Below are 18,404 nucleotides of genomic sequence, written 5' to 3'. Positions count from 1 at the left end.
GCCTTGAGGCCCGCCGTCGGCGCTAGCCCCCGAGTGCGTCCAGCTTGAACTGGACCAGTTGACGGGCGGACGTATCGGATTTCGGCAACGTGTCGAGTGCGACCTTGTAGGCCGCGCGCGCGTCATCGCGCTTGCCTTCGGCTACCAGCAGGTCGCCGCGACGGTCCGACACCACGCCCTTGAACGCGTCGAGCGGCGCGTCGGCGAGCACCTTCAGGCCCGCGTCATAAGCCTTTTCGTCGAGCAGCAACAAAGACAGCCGCAATTTCGCGATCTGTTTGTATTCAGCGTCTTTCGCGTGATCGGCGGCCCATTGCAGTTGCGTTTTAGCCCCTGCACTGTCCCCTGCGGTATACAGCGATTTGGCGGCGGCCAGCGCCGTCATCTGCGCGTAAGCGGTGCCGCCGAACTTGTCTTCCATGTCCGTTGCCGCTCGCGTGACCATTGCTTTGTCACTCGATGCCACCGCTTGCTGCACCTGGTCGTAAAGCACGGCGGCTTCCGCAGCCTGCCGGCGCTGCCAGAAATTCCAGCCGTTCCAGCCCGCCGCGGCGACGAGCACCACAAGAACAATCCAGGTCGTGGAATTGCCCCATTTCGCCCACCAGGCTTTCAGGTTTTCAAGTGACTCTTGTTCTTCGTGATAGCTCATGCCCTGCGTATTCCTTGACTGCTTTTGTATTCGCGCGCAACGCTGCACGCCATTGTTTCGGCCCGCCGCACGGCTTTGCCCGCGCGGCGCCGCCCGACAAATCAGTCGGCGCCGTCGTCGGCGGTTGCCACCATCGCATTGATTAGAAATTCGGTCAAGTCTTCCACCGGTACCGTGGCTTGCTCGTTCTTTTGACCCGTCGACTCGACCGATGCACTACGCAGCGGCTTCACGCCAACCATGCCCTGCGCCAGCTCGTTCTCGCCCAGCACCACGGCAAATGCCGCGCCGCTGGCATCGGCTTTTTTCATCTGCGACTTGAAGCTCGCCGGCGTGCCGTCCGGGCTGCAATGCAGAATCACGTCCAGGCCGGTATCGCGCAACCGCTCGGCGATGATAAACGCCTGCTCCGCCGCCGCTTCACCCTGGTGAACCACGTAGATGTCGGTTCCTTCCGGCGCCGGCACCAGATCTTCTTCTTTCAGCAATTCAAGAATGCGCTCGACACCCATCGCCCAGCCGCACGCCGCCGTTGCCTTGCCGCCCAGTTGCTCGATCAGCGGATCGTAGCGGCCGCCGCCCGCCACCGTTCCTTGCGCGCCGAGCTTGTCGGTCACCCATTCGAACACGGTGAGATTGTAGTAATCGAGGCCGCGAACGAGACGCGGATTGATTTTGAACGGAATGTTGTTCGCCTTCAGCAAACGCTGAACACCGTCGAAGTGCGCGAGTGATTCCGGCCCGAGGAAATCGACGAGCTTCGGCGCGTTCTGCGCAATCTCCTGCATGGCTGGATTCTTGGTATCGAGCACGCGCAGCGGATTGGTGTAGAGACGGCGCTTCGACTCTTCGTCGAGTGCGTCGACATGTTGCTCGAGATACGCGATCAATTCCTTCCGATGCGCCGCGCGCTCTTCCGGCTGACCGAGCGAGTTCAGTTCGAGCCGGATGCCGGAAAGGCCGAGATCGTCCCACAAGCGCTGGCACATCATGATGATTTCAGCGTCGGTGTCCGGTCCGGCAAAGCCGAGCGCTTCCACGCCGACTTGATAAAACTGCCGGTATCGCCCGCGCTGCGGACGCTCATGACGGAACATGGGACCGATATACCACAGCCGCTTCGGGCCGTCGTAGAGCAGATTATGTTCGATCGACGCACGCACCACGGCCGCCGTATTTTCCGGGCGCAGCGTGAGATGCTCGCCGTTGAGCGCGTCGGTAAAACTGTACATTTCCTTCTCGACAATATCCGTCACTTCGCCAATGCCGCGCGTGAACAACTGCGTGGGCTCAAGGATCGGCGTGCGGATCTGCTGATAGCCGTATGCGCGCAGCATCGACTTGACGGTGCTTTCGAAGAATTCCCACAACGCGGCATCCTGCGGGAGGATGTCGTTCATGCCCTTCACGCCGCTCAGCTTCTCAAGCTTTTTCTTCTGTTCAGTCATCTGTCTTTAAAGTGTTTCTGCCTGCGCGGTTTCGCGCTTGCCGTAAGTCCGCGTCACGTACTCGCTGACGATTTGCTGGAAATCCTGGGCGATATGCTCGCCGCGCAGCGTCTTGACCTTCACGCCATCGATAAACACCGGCGCCGCCGGATTTTCGCCCGACCCCGGCAAACTGATGCCGATATTCGCCTGCTTCGACTCACCCGGCCCATTCACGATGCAACCCATCACCGCGACGTGCATTTTCTCCACGCCGGGGAATTGATCGCGCCATACGGGCATTGCGTTGCGCAAATACGCCTGGATCTGCGACGCCAGTTCCTGGAACAACGTGCTGGTAGTGCGTCCGCACCCCGGGCATGCGATCACCATGGGGGTGAACGAGCGCAGGCCCATGGTCTGCAGTATTTCCTGACCAACGATCACTTCGCCGGTCCGCGCGCCGCCGGGTTCCGGCGTAAGCGAGATGCGGATGGTGTCGCCGATTCCTTCCTGCAGCAGCACAGACAACGCCGCAGTGGACGCCACGATGCCCTTCGATCCCATCCCCGCTTCAGTCAGGCCGAGGTGCAACGCGAAGCTGCAGCGCTTGGCCAGTTCGCGATACACCGCGATCAGGTCCTGCACGCCGCTGACCTTGCACGACAGGATGATCTTGTCGCGCCCGAGACCGAGTTCGACCGCGCGTTCAGCCGATCCGATCGCCGATTGAATCAGCGCTTCATACATCACGCTTTGCGCTTCCCACGGCGTGGGACGGGCCGCGTTCTCGTCCATCATCCGCGCGAGCAGATCCTGGTCGAGACTGCCCCAGTTCACGCCGATTCGGACCGGCTTGTCATAGCGCGCAGCCGCTTCGATCATCTGGGCGAACTGCGTGTCGCGTTTGGCTCCTGCGCCCACGTTGCCCGGATTGATCCGGTATTTCGACAACGCTTCGGCGCAGGCCGGATAGTCGCGCAACAGCGTATGACCGTTGTAATGAAAGTCCCCGACGAGCGGCACCGTCACGCCCATTCGGTCAAGCTGCTCGCGTACTGCGGGCACCGCTGCTGCGGCTTCCGGCGTATTCACCGTGATCCGCACCAGTTCCGATCCGGCTTGCGCCAGTTCCTTGACCTGGATCGCCGTGCCAATGGCGTCGGCGGTATCGGTATTCGTCATCGACTGAATGCGCACGGGCGCATCGCCGCCGATTGTCACGAGCTGGCCGCCCCAGCGAACGTCGACGGCGTGCGACGCCCGCCGTTTCCACGATCCGCCGAAGACTGGCTCCGACGAACAAATCTTGCTTTCAATAAGGGGGTGTTGAGCTTCGGATTGCATCGAAAGACCCTTTGCGCCGCCGGCTATCACACGGTGACGCGTATCTGGACATGAATGAGACTCGAGGACATAAAAACGGCGCCGCCACCTTTGCGACGCCTTGATGAAATCTTCGCACAACTCCGTGTCAAGGCTGAGAACCGACCTCAAAGCCCCTCAGGCCATGTGGCGTAATTCCTTCAGGCCCGCGTTATGTAACGGCGCGGGCTCAACCACACACGAATGCACACTCGGTGCCACTTGCGCAGCGAGATCAGGGCAGCGAAAAGCGAGCGACGTTGCCCTTCGCGGGGCCGAATTTGGCTGGGTCGACGGGTTGTCCGTCGAACGTCAGCGAATCGAGGCCCGCCCGATTTCCAACCGTGATCTTGAACGGCGCGTCGCCTGCGACTTTTTGCACGCTGCCAGCCTTGACCAGGCCTGAGAACACTTCCTTACCGTCCTTTTGGCGCACGCTGAACCAGCTATCGCTCGCCACCTTAAGTTCGAGCTCGTTGCCGCCGGTGCCGACAGAAGCAGCCGCTGACGCCGAAGTTGTTGCAGCCGCCGACGAAGCCGGTTTCGGCGCATTCGCCAACGGCGCGCTCGCGCTTTGTGCACGCGCGGCGGCGCCCTGGACCGCCGTAATCGTCGATGAAGACGCGGGAAGCGCGTTCGTACCCAGCGGGCTCGGCATAGGCTGAGCACCGGCCTGCGTTCCAGCCTGAACTTCGGCTCCATTAGCTGAGGCTTCACTCGCGGCGTCACCCGAGGCGACCGACCCCGTGTTGGCCGTTGCTTCGTCAGTAGCTGCCACCGACGAACCTGCACTGGTTTCGCTGTTCGTTGCCTGGGTTGCGCCATTAGCGCTGGCCTTCAGCCGGGCAAACCATGCGGCGGAATCCCCGCCCGTGTGCCACATTGCGAGCGCAATCACCGCAACGATCACAGCCGCTACGCCCCACAACCAGGACCGGCGCCGCGGCGAACTGCCTAGCGGGACCGACACGCGGCCGCGCGGCAAACCCGCACCTGACGATGCCGGCAACGATAAATTCTGCTCGACCGGACCATTTGCGTGACGCAGCGCAGCCGTGAAGGGAGCCGGGTCGGCGCCCATGATTTTCGCGTAACTACGCACAATGCCCGTCGCGAAATTCCGGTCGGGGAAAAGGCTGAGATCGCCGCTCTCGAGCGCTCGTAGTTTCTGCGGCGACACCTTCAACCGCGCGGATACGTCATCCAGAGACCAGTTCTTCGCTTCGCGAAGCTGTGTAAGTCGCGCGCCGACTGCGGCGACCGAATCAAGACTCGCTGCCTGCTGAATGCCTCCCTCGGTATTGGCGGCGCTCGCGGCGTTTTCGGGCTGATTTCCGGGCAACGCGCCGGACTGACTGCCTGATTGGCCAGCTTTATGAGCGCCGAAAGGCGTCGGGTGCTGCGGCTCACTCATCCCAATTTCCTCGCATCGATTCTTTTTTGTCGCTGTTCAGCTTCGTTGCTGACCTTAGCGCCACCGCAGACACAGCCGAGTCGGCGTTGCAGACGGCTTTATAACAAAATGCACGGCATTGTGCGCCGCCTTCTAGCATTTATTGCCGAATTTTTCGGTTTTTCCGCCGAACAAGGCGCCGCAGGTCGGCAGCGCGACTATCCCGCTTGACTGCTTGGCACTTAGACAGCGCGAACCTCGATGACCTTCGCCGTCTTGCCCATACGCTGGGCCAGACGCGTACGGTCCTGAACCTCGCCGGCCAACTGCCCGCATGCCGCGTCGATGTCATCGCCCCGCGTCTTGCGCACGGTTGTCACGACGCCAGCGTCCATCAGCACCTGCGCAAACCGCTTGATCTGTTCGTTGCTCGATCGCGTCAAACCGGACTCGGGGAACGGATTGAACGGAATCAGGTTGAATTTGCACGGCACATCACGCGTAAGCGCAATCAGTTCGCGGGCGTGCGCTTCGCTGTCGTTCACGCCGTCGAGCATGCAATATTCGAATGTGATGAAATCGCGCGGCGCAACCAACAGGTAACGCTGGCACGCGGCCATCAATTCCCGCAGGGGATATTTCTTGTTCAACGGCACCAGCATGTCGCGAAGCGAATCGATCGGCGCATGCAGCGACACGGCAAGTGCGACCGGCAGATCTGCGCCAAGACGGTCCATCATGGGCACGACGCCCGAGGTGGACAACGTCACGCGACGGCGTGACAGTCCGTACGCGTTGTCGTCGAGCATCAGCCGCATGGCTGGCACAACGGCGTCGTAGTTGAGCAGAGGTTCGCCCATGCCCATCATCACGACGTTGGTCACCACGCGATCGGCCTTGCCGTTATTCGGCGCACCATAACTACCGCTTTTGGACGCTCGCAGCGCAAACTCTGCCATGCGCAACTGGCCGATAATCTCGCCCGTGCTCAGGTTGCGCGAAAAACCTTGCTTGCCGGTGGAGCAGAATCGGCAATTCACGGCGCAGCCGGCTTGCGACGAAACGCAAAGGGTGCCGCGATTTGCTTCCGGGATATATACAGTTTCGACCGCGTTGCTGTTGCCCACGTCGATCAGCCACTTGCGGGTGCCGTCAGTGGAAACGTGATCGCGGACGATGGCAGGCATGTCCAGACTTGCCCGCCCCTTCAATTTCTCACGCAGCGATTTCGCCAGGTCCGTCATGCCGTCGAAGTCGTCGACACCGAACTGGTGAATCCAGCGTTGCAATTGCTTGGCGCGAAACGGCTTTTCGCCCAGGCTGTCGCAATAAGCAACGAGCCCGGCGGCATCGAGGTCCAGAAGATTGACTGTTGCAGCTGTCATTTCGATTCTGCCATTTCCTTGCTGAGCGAAAAATGGAACGCGTTCTAAGCCGCGCTCCAGCTATTTCGCGCCAATTCCTGCGATAAATCTACTCCCGAATCAACGCGAATAGACGTTCACTTCGGGGAAGAAGAAAGCGATTTCCTGACGTGCTGTTTCGGCAGCGTCCGAGCCGTGCACCGCGTTAGCGTCGATGCTGTCGGCGAAATCCGCGCGGATCGTACCCTTGTCAGCCTTCTTCGGGTCGGTTGCGCCCATCAGGTCGCGATTCGTCAGAATGGCGTTCTCGCCTTCCAGCGCCTGGATCATCACGGGGCCGGAGATCATGAATTCGACCAAGTCTTTGAAGAACGGGCGTGCAGCGTGAACCGCGTAGAACTTTTCCGCGTCAGCGCGCGACAGATGGACCATGCGAGCTGCGATGATCTTGAGGCCAGCTTGCTCAAAACGGCTGTAGATCTGGCCGATCACATTCTTTGCCACTGCATCCGGTTTAATAATCGACAGGGTGCGCTCGATCGCCATGAAAAACTCCAAAAAATGAACGGGTTACGAATATAAATGAATCGACAATTGTAGCACGAAGCGTTGTATGATTGCGATGGAAACCTTACGACTCCGTAAGCATCAAAGCAAGAGACGAATTGCAGTGCGGGTCACAGCGTGGGTATGAAACGCGCCGTAATTTTAGCGGTCCTGGTACTGCACAGCAGCAACGTTGATTTCGGCGCAAGATAGACCCATATTCCGTGTCGGAAGGGCCTTCAGGCCGGGAGCGTACAATGCAGCCAGAAGGGGTTCGCGGCAAATCGTCTAACGAAGCCGCTTGACTGACAAAAGCCGTGTTTTCGTACGGCAGCTTTCACGTGGCAGCTTTCACGTGGCAGCGTCAGCGTTTTACGGCAAATCAAGCCGGTTTTTTGAACCAGATGGCTTTACACAAGTTTAGGCAAGGAGAAACCATGAACGAATCCCCTTACGGTTTTGGTCGCAGCGGTAGTGTCACGTCGTCCGAAACCCGCAACCGCGTACTACGGAACACATACTGGCTCCTCGCGCTATCCATGGTCCCAACCGTGTTGGGCGCGTGGGTCGGCGTGGCAACAGGCTTCTCCCTGTTTGCCGCTACCAGCCCCGCCATGAGCTTCATCGCCTTCATGGCAATCGCGTTCGGGTTCATGTTCGCCATTGAGCGCACCAAGAACAGCAGCATCGGTGTATTCGTGTTGCTCGGCTTCACCTTCTTTATGGGTCTGATGCTGTCGCGTTTGCTGAGCTTCATTCTCGGCTACACAAACGGGCCGCAGCTCATCATGATGGCGTTTGGTGGCACTGGTGTGATCTTCGCCGCCATGGCGACTATCGCCACCGTCAGCAAGCGCGACTTTTCCGGTCTCGGCAAGTGGCTCTTCATGGGCGTACTAGTGTTGCTGCTGGCCGCGTTTGCGAACGTGTTCCTGCACCTGCCGGCCTTGATGCTGACGGTTTCGGTGCTGGCCATCGTGATCTTCTCGGCGTACATGCTGTTCGACGTCCAGCGGGTCGTGAATGGCGGTGAAACAAATTACATCAGCGCCGCGCTCGCGATCTACCTGGATTTGTACAACGTATTCACGAACCTGTTGATGCTGCTCGGTATCTTCGGTGGCAACCGGAACTGATCGCGCGTTAGTTTTGCTTCGCAGGTCTCGCTTCACGCGTAAGAACCGGCCTTTTCGAAGGCCGGTTTTTTTTATGCGCGCAAAGCTTGGGAATTCAAAGCCCGGGGATTCAGTCACGTTCGAACAGCGCAATCGATTCAACGTGCGATGTATGCGGAAACATATTCACCACCCCCGCGCCCTTCATGCGGTAACCGGCATCGCGCACGAGCACGCCCGCGTCCCGGGCGAGCGTTGCCGGATTGCAGGAGACGTACACAATCCGCTTGGGCAACACGCCCTCGCCGCTGTGCGCAATCTCTCCCAGCGCCTTCGATACCGCCAGCGCACCCTCACGCGGTGGATCAATGAGAATCTTGTCGAAGGGACCTAGCGCGCGAAAATCGTCCGCTGTGATCTCGAAGAGGTTTCGGCATGCGAACGACGTATGCTCATGGACGCCATTTACCCTGGCGTTTTCCAGCGCACGTTCAGTCAGGCCCTGGCTCCCCTCGATTCCCACCACCTCACGTGCCATCCGCGCGAGCGGCAACGTGAAATTGCCGATGCCGCAAAACAAATCGAGCACCCTATCCGTGCACTGCGCGGCCAGCAACCGCAACGCGCGGCTAACGAGTACCCGGTTGATCTGATGATTGACCTGGGTGAAATCGGTTGGTTTGAACGGCATGCGGATACCGAATTCCGGCAGCGTGTATGCCAACTCCCGCTCAACGGGATAAAACGCAAAAGCGGTCTCAGGCCCTTTCGGCTGCAACCAGAACTGGACGCCGTGGGCATCGGCGAAAGTACGCAGCAGCGCTTCGTCCGCCTGCGTCAACGGCTCAAGAATCCGCAGCACCAGCGCGGTTGTCTCGGCTCCAACGGCCACTTCAATCTGAGGCAGGCGGTCGCGAATGGACAAATCGCGGACGAGCGAACGCAGCGGCATCAACAGTGCCGACACATTCGGATGCAGGACGTCGCACGTTTCCATATCGGCGACAAAACTGCTCTTTTTCTCGTGGAATCCCACCAGCGCGCCGCCCTTTCCCGCGATCAGCCGCACAGCGAGCCGCGCCCGATACCGGTATCCCCACGACGGCCCGTGAATAGGCCGGTAGATCGTTTCCGCGTGAAGCTTGCCGATGTGCTGCAGGCTGTCCTCGAGGACGCGTTGCTTGACAGCAATCTGCGCCCGCACATCCAGGTGCTGCATGGAGCAGCCGCCGCATTTACTGAAATAGGGGCATTTCGGCCGCGTACGCATGACGCTTTCACGCAGGATTTTGATCAACAGCGCCTGCTCGAACGCGGCCTTCCTCCGAAAGCTCGCGTACAACACGCGTTCGCCCGGCAGCGCGCCTTCCACGAAAATAACCTTGCCTTCCGAGCCGTCCTCGGTCGCCGCACGGCCGACACCTTGAGCATCCATATCGAGCGATTTGATCTCGATCTCGAGTGGCGCGGCCGAAGGGTCCAGAGGAACAATTCGAGTCGGCGGATTCCAGCGATTACGCGATTTTTTTCGAGCGTGAGACACCTGCGGACTTCCTGGCTAATGAAAATAAAGTGAACAATCGGGAAGCGGAAAGCGAAACGAAAAGCAGGGTGAAGACCCCGCAAAAGAGCAACAAGGGCGAGATTGTAGACGAAGCCGGGAGAGCCTCGGCGCGGGACTCAGTCGTCGAACGCAGCCAGATATTCAGCCCAATGGGACGCTGGTTCCAGTGCGAGCGCATTTTTTACGAAGCTGATCTCGTCGGCATACTCTTCAGCGGAAAAACCACCACGCATCAGTTGGAAACGGCAATACATCAGGTACGTGTTGACCACGTCCGTCTCGCAATAATTGCGGATTTCTTCTATGCGCCCTTCCGAGTACGCCTGCCAGACCATGCCGCCGTCCATGCCCAGTTTGCCCGGGAAACCGCAGAGCTTGGCAAGCGCATCCAGCGGCGCGTTCGCACGCGCCTGGTACATCGCCAGCACGTCCATCAGGTCAGTGTGGCGCGCGTGGTAACGGCTGATGTAGTTGTTGTAGCGAAACTCGCGATCATCGTTGCCCAGGTCCCAATAGCGGGACGCTGTCACGCCGTGCACCAGCGCGCGGTAGTGCAGCACGGGCAGATCAAAACCGCCGCCATTCCATGAAACGAGCTGCGGCGTATATTTTTCGATCACACGAAAAAACGACTGAATCAGCGAAGCCTCGGAATCGGTCGTAGTGCCGAGCGAACGCACGCGAAAACCCGTGTTATCGCGAAACACGCACGAAATGGCGGCAATGCGCTGTAGATGATGCGGCAGGAAGTCGTTGCCCACCTTTTCGCGGCGCGCGGCGAATGCATGCTCCGCCACCTCGATATCGGTGAGCGTGGCGGGAAGAGCATCGAGACGGCGAATACCGTCGACATCGGGAATCGTCTCGATGTCGAATACGAGAATTGGAGTCATTACTTTTTTAAGGATGCCTTGCCAAGACGACGCGGCGCCTAAAGCACGGCGTCTTTTCGCACACCGTTCGATGCAAAGAACCGCTTGAGCCGGACCAGCGCTTCCTGCTGAATCTGGCGCACGCGTTCGCGCGTCAGGCCCATTTCGTCGGCAAGTTCTTCGAGCGTGGCGGGCTCAATATGATTCAGGCCGAAACGGCGCTCGATAACGTGCCGGTGTTTGTCGGAAAGACGGGAAAGCCACAGCTTCGTAAGCGTTTCCAGTTCGCGATGCTGAACTTCCGAATCCGGCGACTGGCTTGCGTCGTCGGACAGCAGATCGAGCAAACTGCTCGCCGGGTCGAGATCGAGCGGCGCGTCGAGCGACGCCGTGTGTTCGTTGAGTGCGAGGATGTCCGTGACTTCCTCGGGCGTTTTGCCGGTGAGATGCGCAATGTCGTCAATGCTCGCGTCGCGCCGGTCTGGCGCAATGGCCGCCGTCGAATTCGCCGAGCTTTTTTCGAGATGACGTTTCGCGCGCAGCACCTGATTGAGTTCGCGAATCACGTGCACGGGCAAACGCACTGTGCGCGCCTGATTCATGATCGCGCGCTCGATGCTCTGGCGGATCCACCACGTGGCATACGTCGAAAACCGGAAACCACGCGTGGGATCGAATTTTTCGATAGCGTGCATCAAGCCGAGATTGCCCTCCTCGATCAAATCGAGCAGCGGCACGCCACGATTCAAATATCCCTTCGCGATACTGACCACCAGCCGCAGATTGCGCTCGATCATGACCTGGCGCGCTTCGAATTCGCCGGCTTTCGCCAGCCGCGAATAACGCTGCTCTTCCTCGACGGTCAGCAACGGCTTCACGCTAATGCGGTTCAGGTAATGCTGGATTGTGTCGGCCGTGAGTTCGGCCTGCAAAATAGACTTGAAGTCGTCGACGTCGGGGGTGGAATCAGCCGCACCTTCGACGGCATCCTTGCCGTTCGCGCCACCGTCTTCGTCTGAATCGAGCTCGGCGTCCGCCGTTTCGCCTTCAGACTCGTCTGCCTGATTCGAAGCGCCGTCTTCCACCGTTGTCTGCGTGGGTCGGCTGATTGTCTCAGTCTCGGCTTGCGGCGGCTGGCGCTTCGATTTAGGCATGGTGATTTCGCTTATTGCGGCGGCAAATACTTCAGAGGGTCGACAGGTTTGCCCTGCCGGCGAACTTCGAAATGCAACATCACGCGGTCCGAATCGCTGTTGCCCATCTCGGCGATTTTCTGCCCTTTTGTCACCGCGTCTCCCTCTTTTACCATCAAAGCACTGTTATGTGCGTACGCGGTAAGAAAAGTTGCGTCGTGCTTGATGATGACGAGATTGCCGTATCCGCGCAGACCGTTGCCGGAGTAGACAACCCGTCCATCAGCCGCCGCATTGACCGGATCTCCAGTTGCGCCGCCAATGTTCAAGCCTTTGTTCTTCGCGTCGTCGAACGTGCCGAGAATCGGTCCGCGCGCCGGCCAGATGAACGCCGGCTGGGCTGCCGGAACCGCAGCCGCACCGTTGTCGACACCCGTTCCCGGCGGCTGGGTCATGGCCAGTCCGGGCGCTGCCGTACCCGGCAATGCCCCCATGCCGGACGACGTACCGTAATTCGGTGCCGGCGGCGCGCTGCCATTTGCGTAGCCATTCGTACCAGGCGCCGCCGACGTATTCGCTCCGTACGTATTGTTGAGCGGCTGGGCCTGCACTCCGCCGCCAACAATGGGAGCGGTAGAAACGCCCGGTGTTGCCGCAGCGAGATTGGCACCCGGAGGCGCCACGCGCAGCAATTGGTCGACTTCAATCTGGTTCGGGTTCGTCATGTTGTTCCACGACGCAATGTCCCGATAATTCTGGCCGTTTTCCAGTGCGATCCGGTATAGGGTGTCACCCGGCTTCACCCGGTAGTAACCCGGCGGCGGCGGACCCGGCGGCAACATGGCGCCATCCTGGGCAGCCTGCGTGCCGATCGCGGATCCAGTCCGGTCGACGACGGGCGCCTGATCCATCCGGGTCGCGCAGGCGGCCAGTGCGGACAGCGCCACGACGCATACACCGCGCTGAACCGCCGACAGACCGGGGTTCGCGCTCACATTTCGTTTAGCACGCAACATACTCATCGGTGTCAAATCACTCCGGATTTTAAGGGTACAAAGAAAACCCGATCGAGCTGCGACTCGCGCCATTGAGTGGGCGAAACGCGCTCGACGAGCGTCAGTATCTGCGCTTGCGCCGTCTGCGATCCGACGGGCGCAACAAGTCTGCCGCCTACAGCAAGTTGGTCGAGCAACGCCTGCGGAACGTCGAGCCCGGCACAAGCAATCACAATGGCGTCAAACGGCGCGACCGCCGGCAATCCGAGGCGCCCATCGCCGTAATGCAGACGGATGTTCGGCACGCGCAACGGCCGCAGGTTGAGCTTCGCTCGCTCAGATAACGGCCGGATCCGCTCAATGGAATACACGTCGGTTGCCATTTGCGACAACACAGCCGCCTGATATCCGCAACCCGTGCCAATTTCCAGCACATTTTTGAGCGTGCGTCCGGCTGCGACCAGCTCGATCATCCGCGCGACCACCGACGGCTTGGAGATAGTCTGATGATGCCCGATCGGCAGCGCCGCATCCTCATAAGCCTGCGTGGCAAGTCCGGGATCGACGAACATATGGCGCGGTACCGCAGCCATGGCGGCCAGCACGCGTGCGTCCGTTATGCCGTTGGCGCGCAGCCGTTCGACCATGCGCTCACGCACTCGTTCCGATGTCAGCGCATGAGTGCTTTGCTGCCCGGCCTGGGACGCAGCCTTTCGGACGTTCGATTTAACTTCGGGCTGCGGCGCCGGTGGCAACTTCGCAGGTTGTAAATTTGCCGGCTGTAAATTCGGTTTTGCGTCCGGCTTCAAGTGCGTCCTGGACCTTGGCTGAGCATCGCGTATTTCGTTCGAACGCGCACCCGCACGCAGCGCGCCGGGCTGATGATGCGCGACAACCGTGGAAGGTTTCGACGCAGTATGCGATCGTGCGGCCGACCGATGCACATCTCCCGCCGATGCGGCTGAATTCCCCGCCACACCTCGCGCCGCCGTGTTGCCCGCGAGCGCCTTCGGTTCGGCTTTCGCCACCGCACTTGCCTTCATGCCAGGATGCATCCCGGCCGACGGTTTTACTGCCCTTCCGGCTGCCAGTTTCGGGGCGGCGGCGGAGGCCTTGTGCGCGGCCGCCGCGGATTTCAAAACGCCGCTACCGCCCGAAATCGCCTTCAATGCCGGCTTGCTGCGCGCATCGGGGCGCGCATTCGCCTTGCGTGGCTCGCGCACCAGGTCGGCGAGCGCCAGCGGAAAGCGCTTCGCGCGTTCGTCTGTCATGAACGGCGGCTCCGTGCCTCGGCCCACTCGCGCGTAGCGGGCAGCAGCTTGGTATGGGTCAGGTCGAGTTGCAGCGGCGTGATCGAGATATGGCCGTTCGCCACGGCGTGGAAGTCCGTTCCTTCACTGGCATCGAGCGCGTCGCCGGACGGCCCGATCCACCAAATTGGATTACCGCGCGGATCGATTTGCCGAACGACGGGCTGCGATGGATGGCGCTTGCCCAACCGCGTAATGCGCCACTCGCCCATCTGGTCATAAGGCAGACTTGGAATGTTCACATTGAGCAGCGGATGACCGGGCATGGGGTGCGCGAGATAGTGCGCGACGATCTCCGCCGCCACGCGCGCCGCGTCCTCCAGATGCAGCCAGTCCCGCCCGACCAGCGAGAAAGCAATGGCCGGCACGCCGAACATGAACCCTTCGGTGGCCGCGGCGACCGTGCCGGAATACAGCGTGTCCTCGCCCATGTTCTGGCCGTTGTTGATGCCGGACACGACCAGATCCGGCTGCTCGGCCAGCATGCCCGTCAGCGCGATGTGCACCGAGTCCGTTGGCGTGCCGTTCACGTAGTTGAAACCATTCGCCGCAGTGTGAATGCTGAGCGGCCGCGACAGCGTCAGCGAGTTCGAAGCGCCGCTGCAGTTTTGCTCGGGCGCCATCACGGTGACTTCGCCAAGCGGCTGCATGGCCGCGTGCAGCACGTTGAGGCCGCGGGCCTGATAACCGTCGTCGTTGCTGAGTAGGATTCGCATCCGGCGATTGTAACCGAGGAAGGAAGGCCCACGGATCGACGTCGGGACACTCGGCCAAACGGTCTGGTACAGCGCTTTACAGCGGGCAAGCTGGTCGCGGTTTGTAGGCCTTTCGGCCAACGAGACAGAGGTAAGAGCACGCTCATACAGGCCTGATCTACACTGCCAGATCACGATAATTTCACCCGGAGACACCATGCGCGCCATTCGATGCAACCAGTACGGACCACCGGAGTCCCTCGTCCTGGAAACACTTTCCGATCTCCAGCCCGGGGCGGGCCAGGTAGTGATCGACGTACGCGCCGCCAGCGTGAATTTCCCTGACGTCCTCGTGATCCAGAACAAGTACCAGATGAAGCCCGAACTGCCGTTCACGCCGGGTTCCGAGTTCGCGGGTGTGGTACGAGCCGTAGGCCCGGACGTCAAGCGATTGAAGGCCGGCATGCGAGTCGCCGCCTACACGGCACAAGGCGCATTCGCCGAGCAGGCGCTGGCAAGCGAGGCGGCATGTATGCCGTTGCCCGACGACATCGACTTCGCCAGCGCTGCGGCCATCACGCTCGCATACGGCACGTCGCACCACGCCGTGGTCGACCGGGGCGCACTGAAGGCCGGTGAGACCATGCTTGTGCTGGGCGCGGCGGGCGGCGTGGGGCTGGCAGCGGTGGAAATTGGCAAGGCGCTCGGTGCGCGCGTGATTGCAGCGGCGTCGAGTCCGGAAAAGCTCGCCTTGTGCGTGGAACATGGTGCGGACGCCACCATCGACTACGCAAGTGAAAACCTGCGCGAACGGATCAAGGCGCTGACAGACGGGAACGGGCCCGACGTCATCTACGACCCGGTCGGCGGCGAGTATGCGGAGCCGGCTTTTCGCAGCATTGGGTGGCGCGGCCGGTATCTCGTGGTCGGGTTTGCGAACGGCGAGATTCCGAAGTTGCCGCTCAACCTCGCGCTGCTCAAGGGCGCGAGTATCGTTGGCGTGTTCTGGGGCCAGCATATCCAGCGCGAGCCCGACCTGGCGAGTGCCGCGTTGCAGCAGATTTTCGGCTGGATCAAGGACGGCCGGGTACGGCCGCACGTCACGAGGCGCTATGCCCTTGAACAGACCGCCGCGGCATTGAACGACATGGCCAGCCGGCGCGTGTCGGGGAAGATCGTGATCGAACCTTGACGGCTTGCAATGCGGCGGATGGCATAAACCAAGGCCGTGGAAGCTTAAATCGCCTTGCTTGCCCGCAGTCGCGCAATCTCTTCGGGCTCATACCCGAGCGATTGCAGGACGTCATCGGTGTGTTCGCCGAGTTGCGGGCCAAGCCAGCGCGTCTCGCCCGGCGTCTCCGACAATTTTGGCGTGACGTTCGGCAGCGCGATCTCCCGACCGTCCTGCCAGGGAAAATGCTGGATCATCTGGCGCGCGATGTATTGCGGATCGGTGAACATATCGGCCACGCTGTAGATTCGGCCGGCGGGCACATCCGCGGCATTCAGTACGGCGAGCGCTTCATCAATGGAACGGGTGCAAAGCCATACGCGGATAGCGTCGTCAATTTCCCGTGTGCGCGGCACACGCCCGTCATTCGATGCCAGCGTGGGATCGTTGCCCAGGTCCTCGCGGCCAATCGCGAGCATTAGCCGTTTGAAGATTGGATCGCTGTTGCCGCCAATCACAACACTGCCGTCGCGGCACGGATACGTGTTCGACGGCACGATGCCCGGCAACGACGCGCCGGTACGCTCGCGGATCATGCCGTACACACCGTATTCGGGTACAACGCTTTCCATCATATTGAAGACGGCTTCGTACAGCGCGACATCGACCACCTGTCCCTTGCCGCCATTCGCTTGCCGATGATGCAGCGCCATCAACGCGCCAATCACGCCATGCAGCGCGGCAATGGAGTCACCAATGGAAATGCCGATGCGCGGCGGCGGCAGGTCCGGGTAACCCGTGATGTGGCGCAATCCGCCCATCGATTCGGCGATGGCGCCAAAGCCCGGCCGGTCGCGATACGGCCCGGTCTGCCCGTAGCCCGACAGCCGCACCATCACGAGGCCGGGGTTTTCGGCGGCTAACACCTCGTAGCCCAGCCCGAGTTTCTCGAGCAAGCCCGGCCGGAAATTCTCGACGACGATATCGGCTTCTTTCGCCAGTCGTCGGACGATTTCCTTGCCGTCAGGAGACTTGAGATTGACCGTCACCGACTTTTTATTGCGTGCCTGGACGGCCCACCATAGCGATGTCCCGCCTACTTCCGGATACAGCTTGCGCCATTTGCGCAGCGGATCGCCGCCGTTCGGATCTTCGATCTTGATCACGTCGGCGCCGAACTCGCCCATGAAGCGCGCGGCGAACGGCCCGGCGATCAGCGTACCGAGTTCGAGCACCTTGACGCCGGCGAGCGGTCCCGTAGAAGCGCTCATGGTGTCTCCTTTGTTGTCGGTTTCAAAACGGTTTCACAGCGATTGGACAGCGGCTTGAAATAGCTTGATGGCGTGAGGCGCCACACAAGATCTATAGCGGAATGTCGAGCGCCTTGAAGCGCGGAGAACCGTCGGCGAGTGTGCCGTTAAACAGTTCCGCAGGACGCACCCACAGGCCATGATCGTGCGGCCAGAGATGCTCATAGACGATCATCGGCTCTTCCGTCTCCGAATGCCGCGCCACGCCGATCACGCGATATAAACCGCCCTTGTAATGCCGGTGCGTGGCAAGCGCCAATGCTTCTGCTTCGGTCATATAGTTGCCTTGTTGCGAGATAACTGCGACTACGGTCTAAACTGAGCGCCTGTCGAGCATTGCACGCGCGATCGTGCCCGCGTCAACATATTCGAGTTCGCCGCCTACCGGCACGCCGCGCGCTAGGCGCGTCACCTTCAGGCCCTTCGACTTGAGCGTCTGTGCAAGGTAATGCGCGGTCGCCTCGCCTTCGTTCGTGAAGTTCGTGGCAAGCACGATTTCCTTCACGAGGCCGTCTGTGGCGCGCTGGATCAGGCGATCGAAATGGATCTCTTTCGGCCCGATACCATCTAGCGGACTCAGCCGTCCCATCAGCACGAAATACAGTCCGCGATACGTCAGGGTCTGTTCGAGCATGATCTGATCGGCGGGTGTTTCGACCACGCAGAGCAGTTCAGGATCGCGTTCGGGATCGATGCAGACTTCGCAAATCGCCGCCTCGGTGAACGTATTGCACTTTTCGCAATGTTGCAGATGCTCGGTGGCGAACATCAGCGACCGGCCGAGCTTTTCAGCGCCCGGCCGGTCGTGCTGCATCAGATGATAGGCCATGCGCTGCGCCGACTTGGGACCCACGCCCGGCAGCGCACGCAGCGCTTCGACTAGCGCCGACAAGGCGGAAGGTTGTTTCATGCGCTGGTGGCCCTATGCTCTGAGGATTGAGGTGTTTAGAACGGCAGCTTGAAACCCGGCGGCATTGGCATGCCGGCCGTCATGCCGCTCATCTTTTCCTGCGTGGTGGCTTCGGCTTTACGCACGGCGTCGTTGAACGCAGCGGCAACGAGATCCTCCAGCATGTCCTTGTCGTCGGCGAGCAGGCTCGGGTCGATCGTTACACGGCGGACGTCGTTCTTGCACGTCATGACCACCTTAACGAGACCGGCGCCGGACTGTCCTTCCACTTCGACCAGGGCGAGTTCGTCCTGCATCTTCTTCATGTTGTCCTGCATCTGCTGAGCTTGCTTCATCAAGCCGGCGAGTTGGTTCTTCATCATGGTCGGGCTCCTTGCTCGAAACGGGGTAAAGAGAATGAATGCGTGCCGCGCGGTTCGGGATCGGCTCGGGTCCGCGCCGGCTGTGAATGGGTGATGGTTGTAGCCTTGCGTGCTTTATATGCTTTACAGCGGGTCTTTCGATTTACATTCGAGCTGTCCGGCATGAAGGGGCTCTCACCTTCGTGCTTGCCCGGCTTTCTCGATCCGAAGCCTGGATGCT

At 60.6% G+C, this 18,404-nt stretch carries 18 protein-coding genes; 2 read left to right on the top strand and 16 right to left on the bottom strand.

Translation table 11 applies throughout. The annotated features are described in order from the left end of the window. Positions 1-22 precede the first annotated feature (22 nt). The 6 genes from JWR14_RS05965 to ndk all read right to left on the bottom strand — a co-directional run bounded on the left by JWR14_RS05965 (position 23) and on the right by ndk (position 6,747). Positions 23-652, bottom strand: a complete 630-nt coding sequence (locus JWR14_RS05965) for a tetratricopeptide repeat protein (protein ID WP_299703020.1) — start codon at positions 650-652, stop codon at positions 23-25. Positions 653-753: 101 nt separating this feature from the next. Then, positions 754-2,100, bottom strand: a complete 1,347-nt coding sequence (gene hisS, locus JWR14_RS05960) for a histidine--tRNA ligase (RefSeq protein WP_299703016.1) — start codon at positions 2,098-2,100, stop codon at positions 754-756. Between the two features lie 6 nt (positions 2,101-2,106). Next, the gene (gene ispG / locus JWR14_RS05955) at positions 2,107-3,426 is read right to left on the bottom strand and encodes a flavodoxin-dependent (E)-4-hydroxy-3-methylbut-2-enyl-diphosphate synthase (protein WP_299703013.1); all 1,320 of its coding nucleotides are present in this window, start codon (positions 3,424-3,426) and stop codon (positions 2,107-2,109) included. A 253-nt stretch (positions 3,427-3,679) separates the two neighbouring features. Next, positions 3,680-4,858, bottom strand: a complete 1,179-nt coding sequence (locus tag JWR14_RS05950) for a RodZ domain-containing protein (protein WP_299703010.1) — start codon at positions 4,856-4,858, stop codon at positions 3,680-3,682. A 221-nt stretch (positions 4,859-5,079) separates the two neighbouring features. Then, positions 5,080-6,222 carry a 23S rRNA (adenine(2503)-C(2))-methyltransferase RlmN gene (rlmN, locus tag JWR14_RS05945; protein ID WP_299703007.1) on the bottom strand — a complete coding sequence of 381 codons (1,143 nt, stop codon included), beginning with the start codon at positions 6,220-6,222 and terminating at the stop codon, positions 5,080-5,082. 99 nt (positions 6,223-6,321) lie between these two features. Next, on the bottom strand, positions 6,322-6,747 hold the full coding sequence (gene ndk / locus JWR14_RS05940) for a nucleoside-diphosphate kinase (protein ID WP_047897645.1): 426 nt from the start codon (positions 6,745-6,747) through the stop codon (positions 6,322-6,324). A 437-nt stretch (positions 6,748-7,184) separates the two neighbouring features. Here ndk and JWR14_RS05935 point away from each other — a divergent pair, with 437 nt between their 5' ends. Then, a complete protein-coding gene (locus JWR14_RS05935; RefSeq protein WP_031356430.1) occupies positions 7,185-7,883 on the top strand; it encodes a Bax inhibitor-1/YccA family protein in 699 nt (232 codons plus the stop codon). Positions 7,884-7,992: 109 nt separating this feature from the next. On the opposite strand, the gene rlmD is transcribed toward JWR14_RS05935, so the two are convergent. The 6 genes from rlmD to surE all read right to left on the bottom strand — a co-directional run bounded on the left by rlmD (position 7,993) and on the right by surE (position 14,452). Continuing rightward, entirely contained in the window at positions 7,993-9,354 is a 1,362-nt protein-coding gene (rlmD, locus tag JWR14_RS05930) for a 23S rRNA (uracil(1939)-C(5))-methyltransferase RlmD (protein ID WP_299703054.1), read from the bottom strand. A gap of 188 nt (positions 9,355-9,542) precedes the next feature. Then, complete coding sequence (locus tag JWR14_RS05925) at positions 9,543-10,319, bottom strand: 3'-5' exonuclease (protein WP_299702999.1); 777 nt, start codon at positions 10,317-10,319, stop codon at positions 9,543-9,545. Between the two features lie 38 nt (positions 10,320-10,357). Then, a complete protein-coding gene (gene rpoS / locus JWR14_RS05920; RefSeq protein ID WP_299702996.1) occupies positions 10,358-11,452 on the bottom strand; it encodes an RNA polymerase sigma factor RpoS in 1,095 nt (364 codons plus the stop codon). An 11-nt stretch (positions 11,453-11,463) separates the two neighbouring features. After that, complete coding sequence (locus JWR14_RS05915; protein ID WP_299702993.1) at positions 11,464-12,453, bottom strand: peptidoglycan DD-metalloendopeptidase family protein; 990 nt, start codon at positions 12,451-12,453, stop codon at positions 11,464-11,466. 5 nt (positions 12,454-12,458) lie between these two features. Then, positions 12,459-13,697, bottom strand: coding sequence for a protein-L-isoaspartate(D-aspartate) O-methyltransferase (locus JWR14_RS05910; RefSeq protein WP_299702990.1), 1,239 nt, complete (start codon positions 13,695-13,697; stop codon positions 12,459-12,461). Next, positions 13,694-14,452: a 5'/3'-nucleotidase SurE gene (surE, locus tag JWR14_RS05905; RefSeq protein WP_299702987.1), complete on the bottom strand. Its 759-nt coding sequence runs from the start codon at positions 14,450-14,452 to the stop codon at positions 13,694-13,696. Before surE ends, JWR14_RS05910 begins: the two co-directional genes overlap by 4 nt. 196 nt (positions 14,453-14,648) lie before the next feature. Here surE and JWR14_RS05900 point away from each other — a divergent pair, with 196 nt between their 5' ends. Continuing rightward, a complete protein-coding gene (locus JWR14_RS05900; RefSeq protein ID WP_299702985.1) occupies positions 14,649-15,623 on the top strand; it encodes an NADPH:quinone oxidoreductase family protein in 975 nt (324 codons plus the stop codon). Between the two features lie 44 nt (positions 15,624-15,667). Here JWR14_RS05900 and JWR14_RS05895 read toward each other — a convergent pair whose 3' ends face one another. The 4 genes from JWR14_RS05895 to JWR14_RS05880 form a co-directional block, all read right to left on the bottom strand. Continuing rightward, the gene (locus tag JWR14_RS05895; protein WP_299702983.1) at positions 15,668-16,873 is read right to left on the bottom strand and encodes a CaiB/BaiF CoA-transferase family protein; all 1,206 of its coding nucleotides are present in this window, start codon (positions 16,871-16,873) and stop codon (positions 15,668-15,670) included. A 91-nt stretch (positions 16,874-16,964) separates the two neighbouring features. Then, positions 16,965-17,189, bottom strand: a complete 225-nt coding sequence (locus JWR14_RS05890; RefSeq protein ID WP_031356439.1) for a DUF1653 domain-containing protein — start codon at positions 17,187-17,189, stop codon at positions 16,965-16,967. A gap of 36 nt (positions 17,190-17,225) precedes the next feature. Next, positions 17,226-17,822, bottom strand: coding sequence for a recombination mediator RecR (recR, locus tag JWR14_RS05885; protein WP_031356440.1), 597 nt, complete (start codon positions 17,820-17,822; stop codon positions 17,226-17,228). 35 nt (positions 17,823-17,857) lie between these two features. Next, the gene (locus JWR14_RS05880) at positions 17,858-18,184 is read right to left on the bottom strand and encodes a YbaB/EbfC family nucleoid-associated protein (RefSeq protein ID WP_089163842.1); all 327 of its coding nucleotides are present in this window, start codon (positions 18,182-18,184) and stop codon (positions 17,858-17,860) included. Positions 18,185-18,404: the final 220 nt, after the last annotated feature.

Source organism: Caballeronia sp. (assembly GCF_028292365.1).
Classification (GTDB): Bacteria; Pseudomonadota; Gammaproteobacteria; order Burkholderiales; family Burkholderiaceae; genus Caballeronia.
The sequence above is the reverse complement of the archived record's forward strand: the minus strand, read 5'-3'. Positions and strand labels throughout refer to the sequence as shown.

Coding starts and splice junctions, on each gene's coding strand:
- JWR14_RS05910 (WP_299702990.1), bottom strand. CDS start 13,697: ATGACAGACGAACGCGCGAAGCGCTTTCCGCTGGCGCTCGCCGACCTG.
- JWR14_RS05935 (WP_031356430.1), top strand. CDS start 7,185: ATGAACGAATCCCCTTACGGTTTTGGTCGCAGCGGTAGTGTCACGTCG.
- JWR14_RS05895 (WP_299702983.1), bottom strand. CDS start 16,873: ATGAGCGCTTCTACGGGACCGCTCGCCGGCGTCAAGGTGCTCGAACTC.
- surE (WP_299702987.1), bottom strand. CDS start 14,452: ATGCGAATCCTACTCAGCAACGACGACGGTTATCAGGCCCGCGGCCTC.
- ndk (WP_047897645.1), bottom strand. CDS start 6,747: ATGGCGATCGAGCGCACCCTGTCGATTATTAAACCGGATGCAGTGGCA.
- JWR14_RS05950 (WP_299703010.1), bottom strand. CDS start 4,858: ATGAGTGAGCCGCAGCACCCGACGCCTTTCGGCGCTCATAAAGCTGGC.
- JWR14_RS05890 (WP_031356439.1), bottom strand. CDS start 17,189: ATGACCGAAGCAGAAGCATTGGCGCTTGCCACGCACCGGCATTACAAG.
- JWR14_RS05915 (WP_299702993.1), bottom strand. CDS start 12,453: ATGAGTATGTTGCGTGCTAAACGAAATGTGAGCGCGAACCCCGGTCTG.
- recR (WP_031356440.1), bottom strand. CDS start 17,822: ATGAAACAACCTTCCGCCTTGTCGGCGCTAGTCGAAGCGCTGCGTGCG.
- JWR14_RS05925 (WP_299702999.1), bottom strand. CDS start 10,319: ATGACTCCAATTCTCGTATTCGACATCGAGACGATTCCCGATGTCGAC.
- JWR14_RS05880 (WP_089163842.1), bottom strand. CDS start 18,184: ATGATGAAGAACCAACTCGCCGGCTTGATGAAGCAAGCTCAGCAGATG.
- ispG (WP_299703013.1), bottom strand. CDS start 3,426: ATGCAATCCGAAGCTCAACACCCCCTTATTGAAAGCAAGATTTGTTCG.
- JWR14_RS05965 (WP_299703020.1), bottom strand. CDS start 652: ATGAGCTATCACGAAGAACAAGAGTCACTTGAAAACCTGAAAGCCTGG.
- rpoS (WP_299702996.1), bottom strand. CDS start 11,452: ATGCCTAAATCGAAGCGCCAGCCGCCGCAAGCCGAGACTGAGACAATC.
- rlmN (WP_299703007.1), bottom strand. CDS start 6,222: ATGACAGCTGCAACAGTCAATCTTCTGGACCTCGATGCCGCCGGGCTC.
- JWR14_RS05900 (WP_299702985.1), top strand. CDS start 14,649: ATGCGCGCCATTCGATGCAACCAGTACGGACCACCGGAGTCCCTCGTC.
- hisS (WP_299703016.1), bottom strand. CDS start 2,100: ATGACTGAACAGAAGAAAAAGCTTGAGAAGCTGAGCGGCGTGAAGGGC.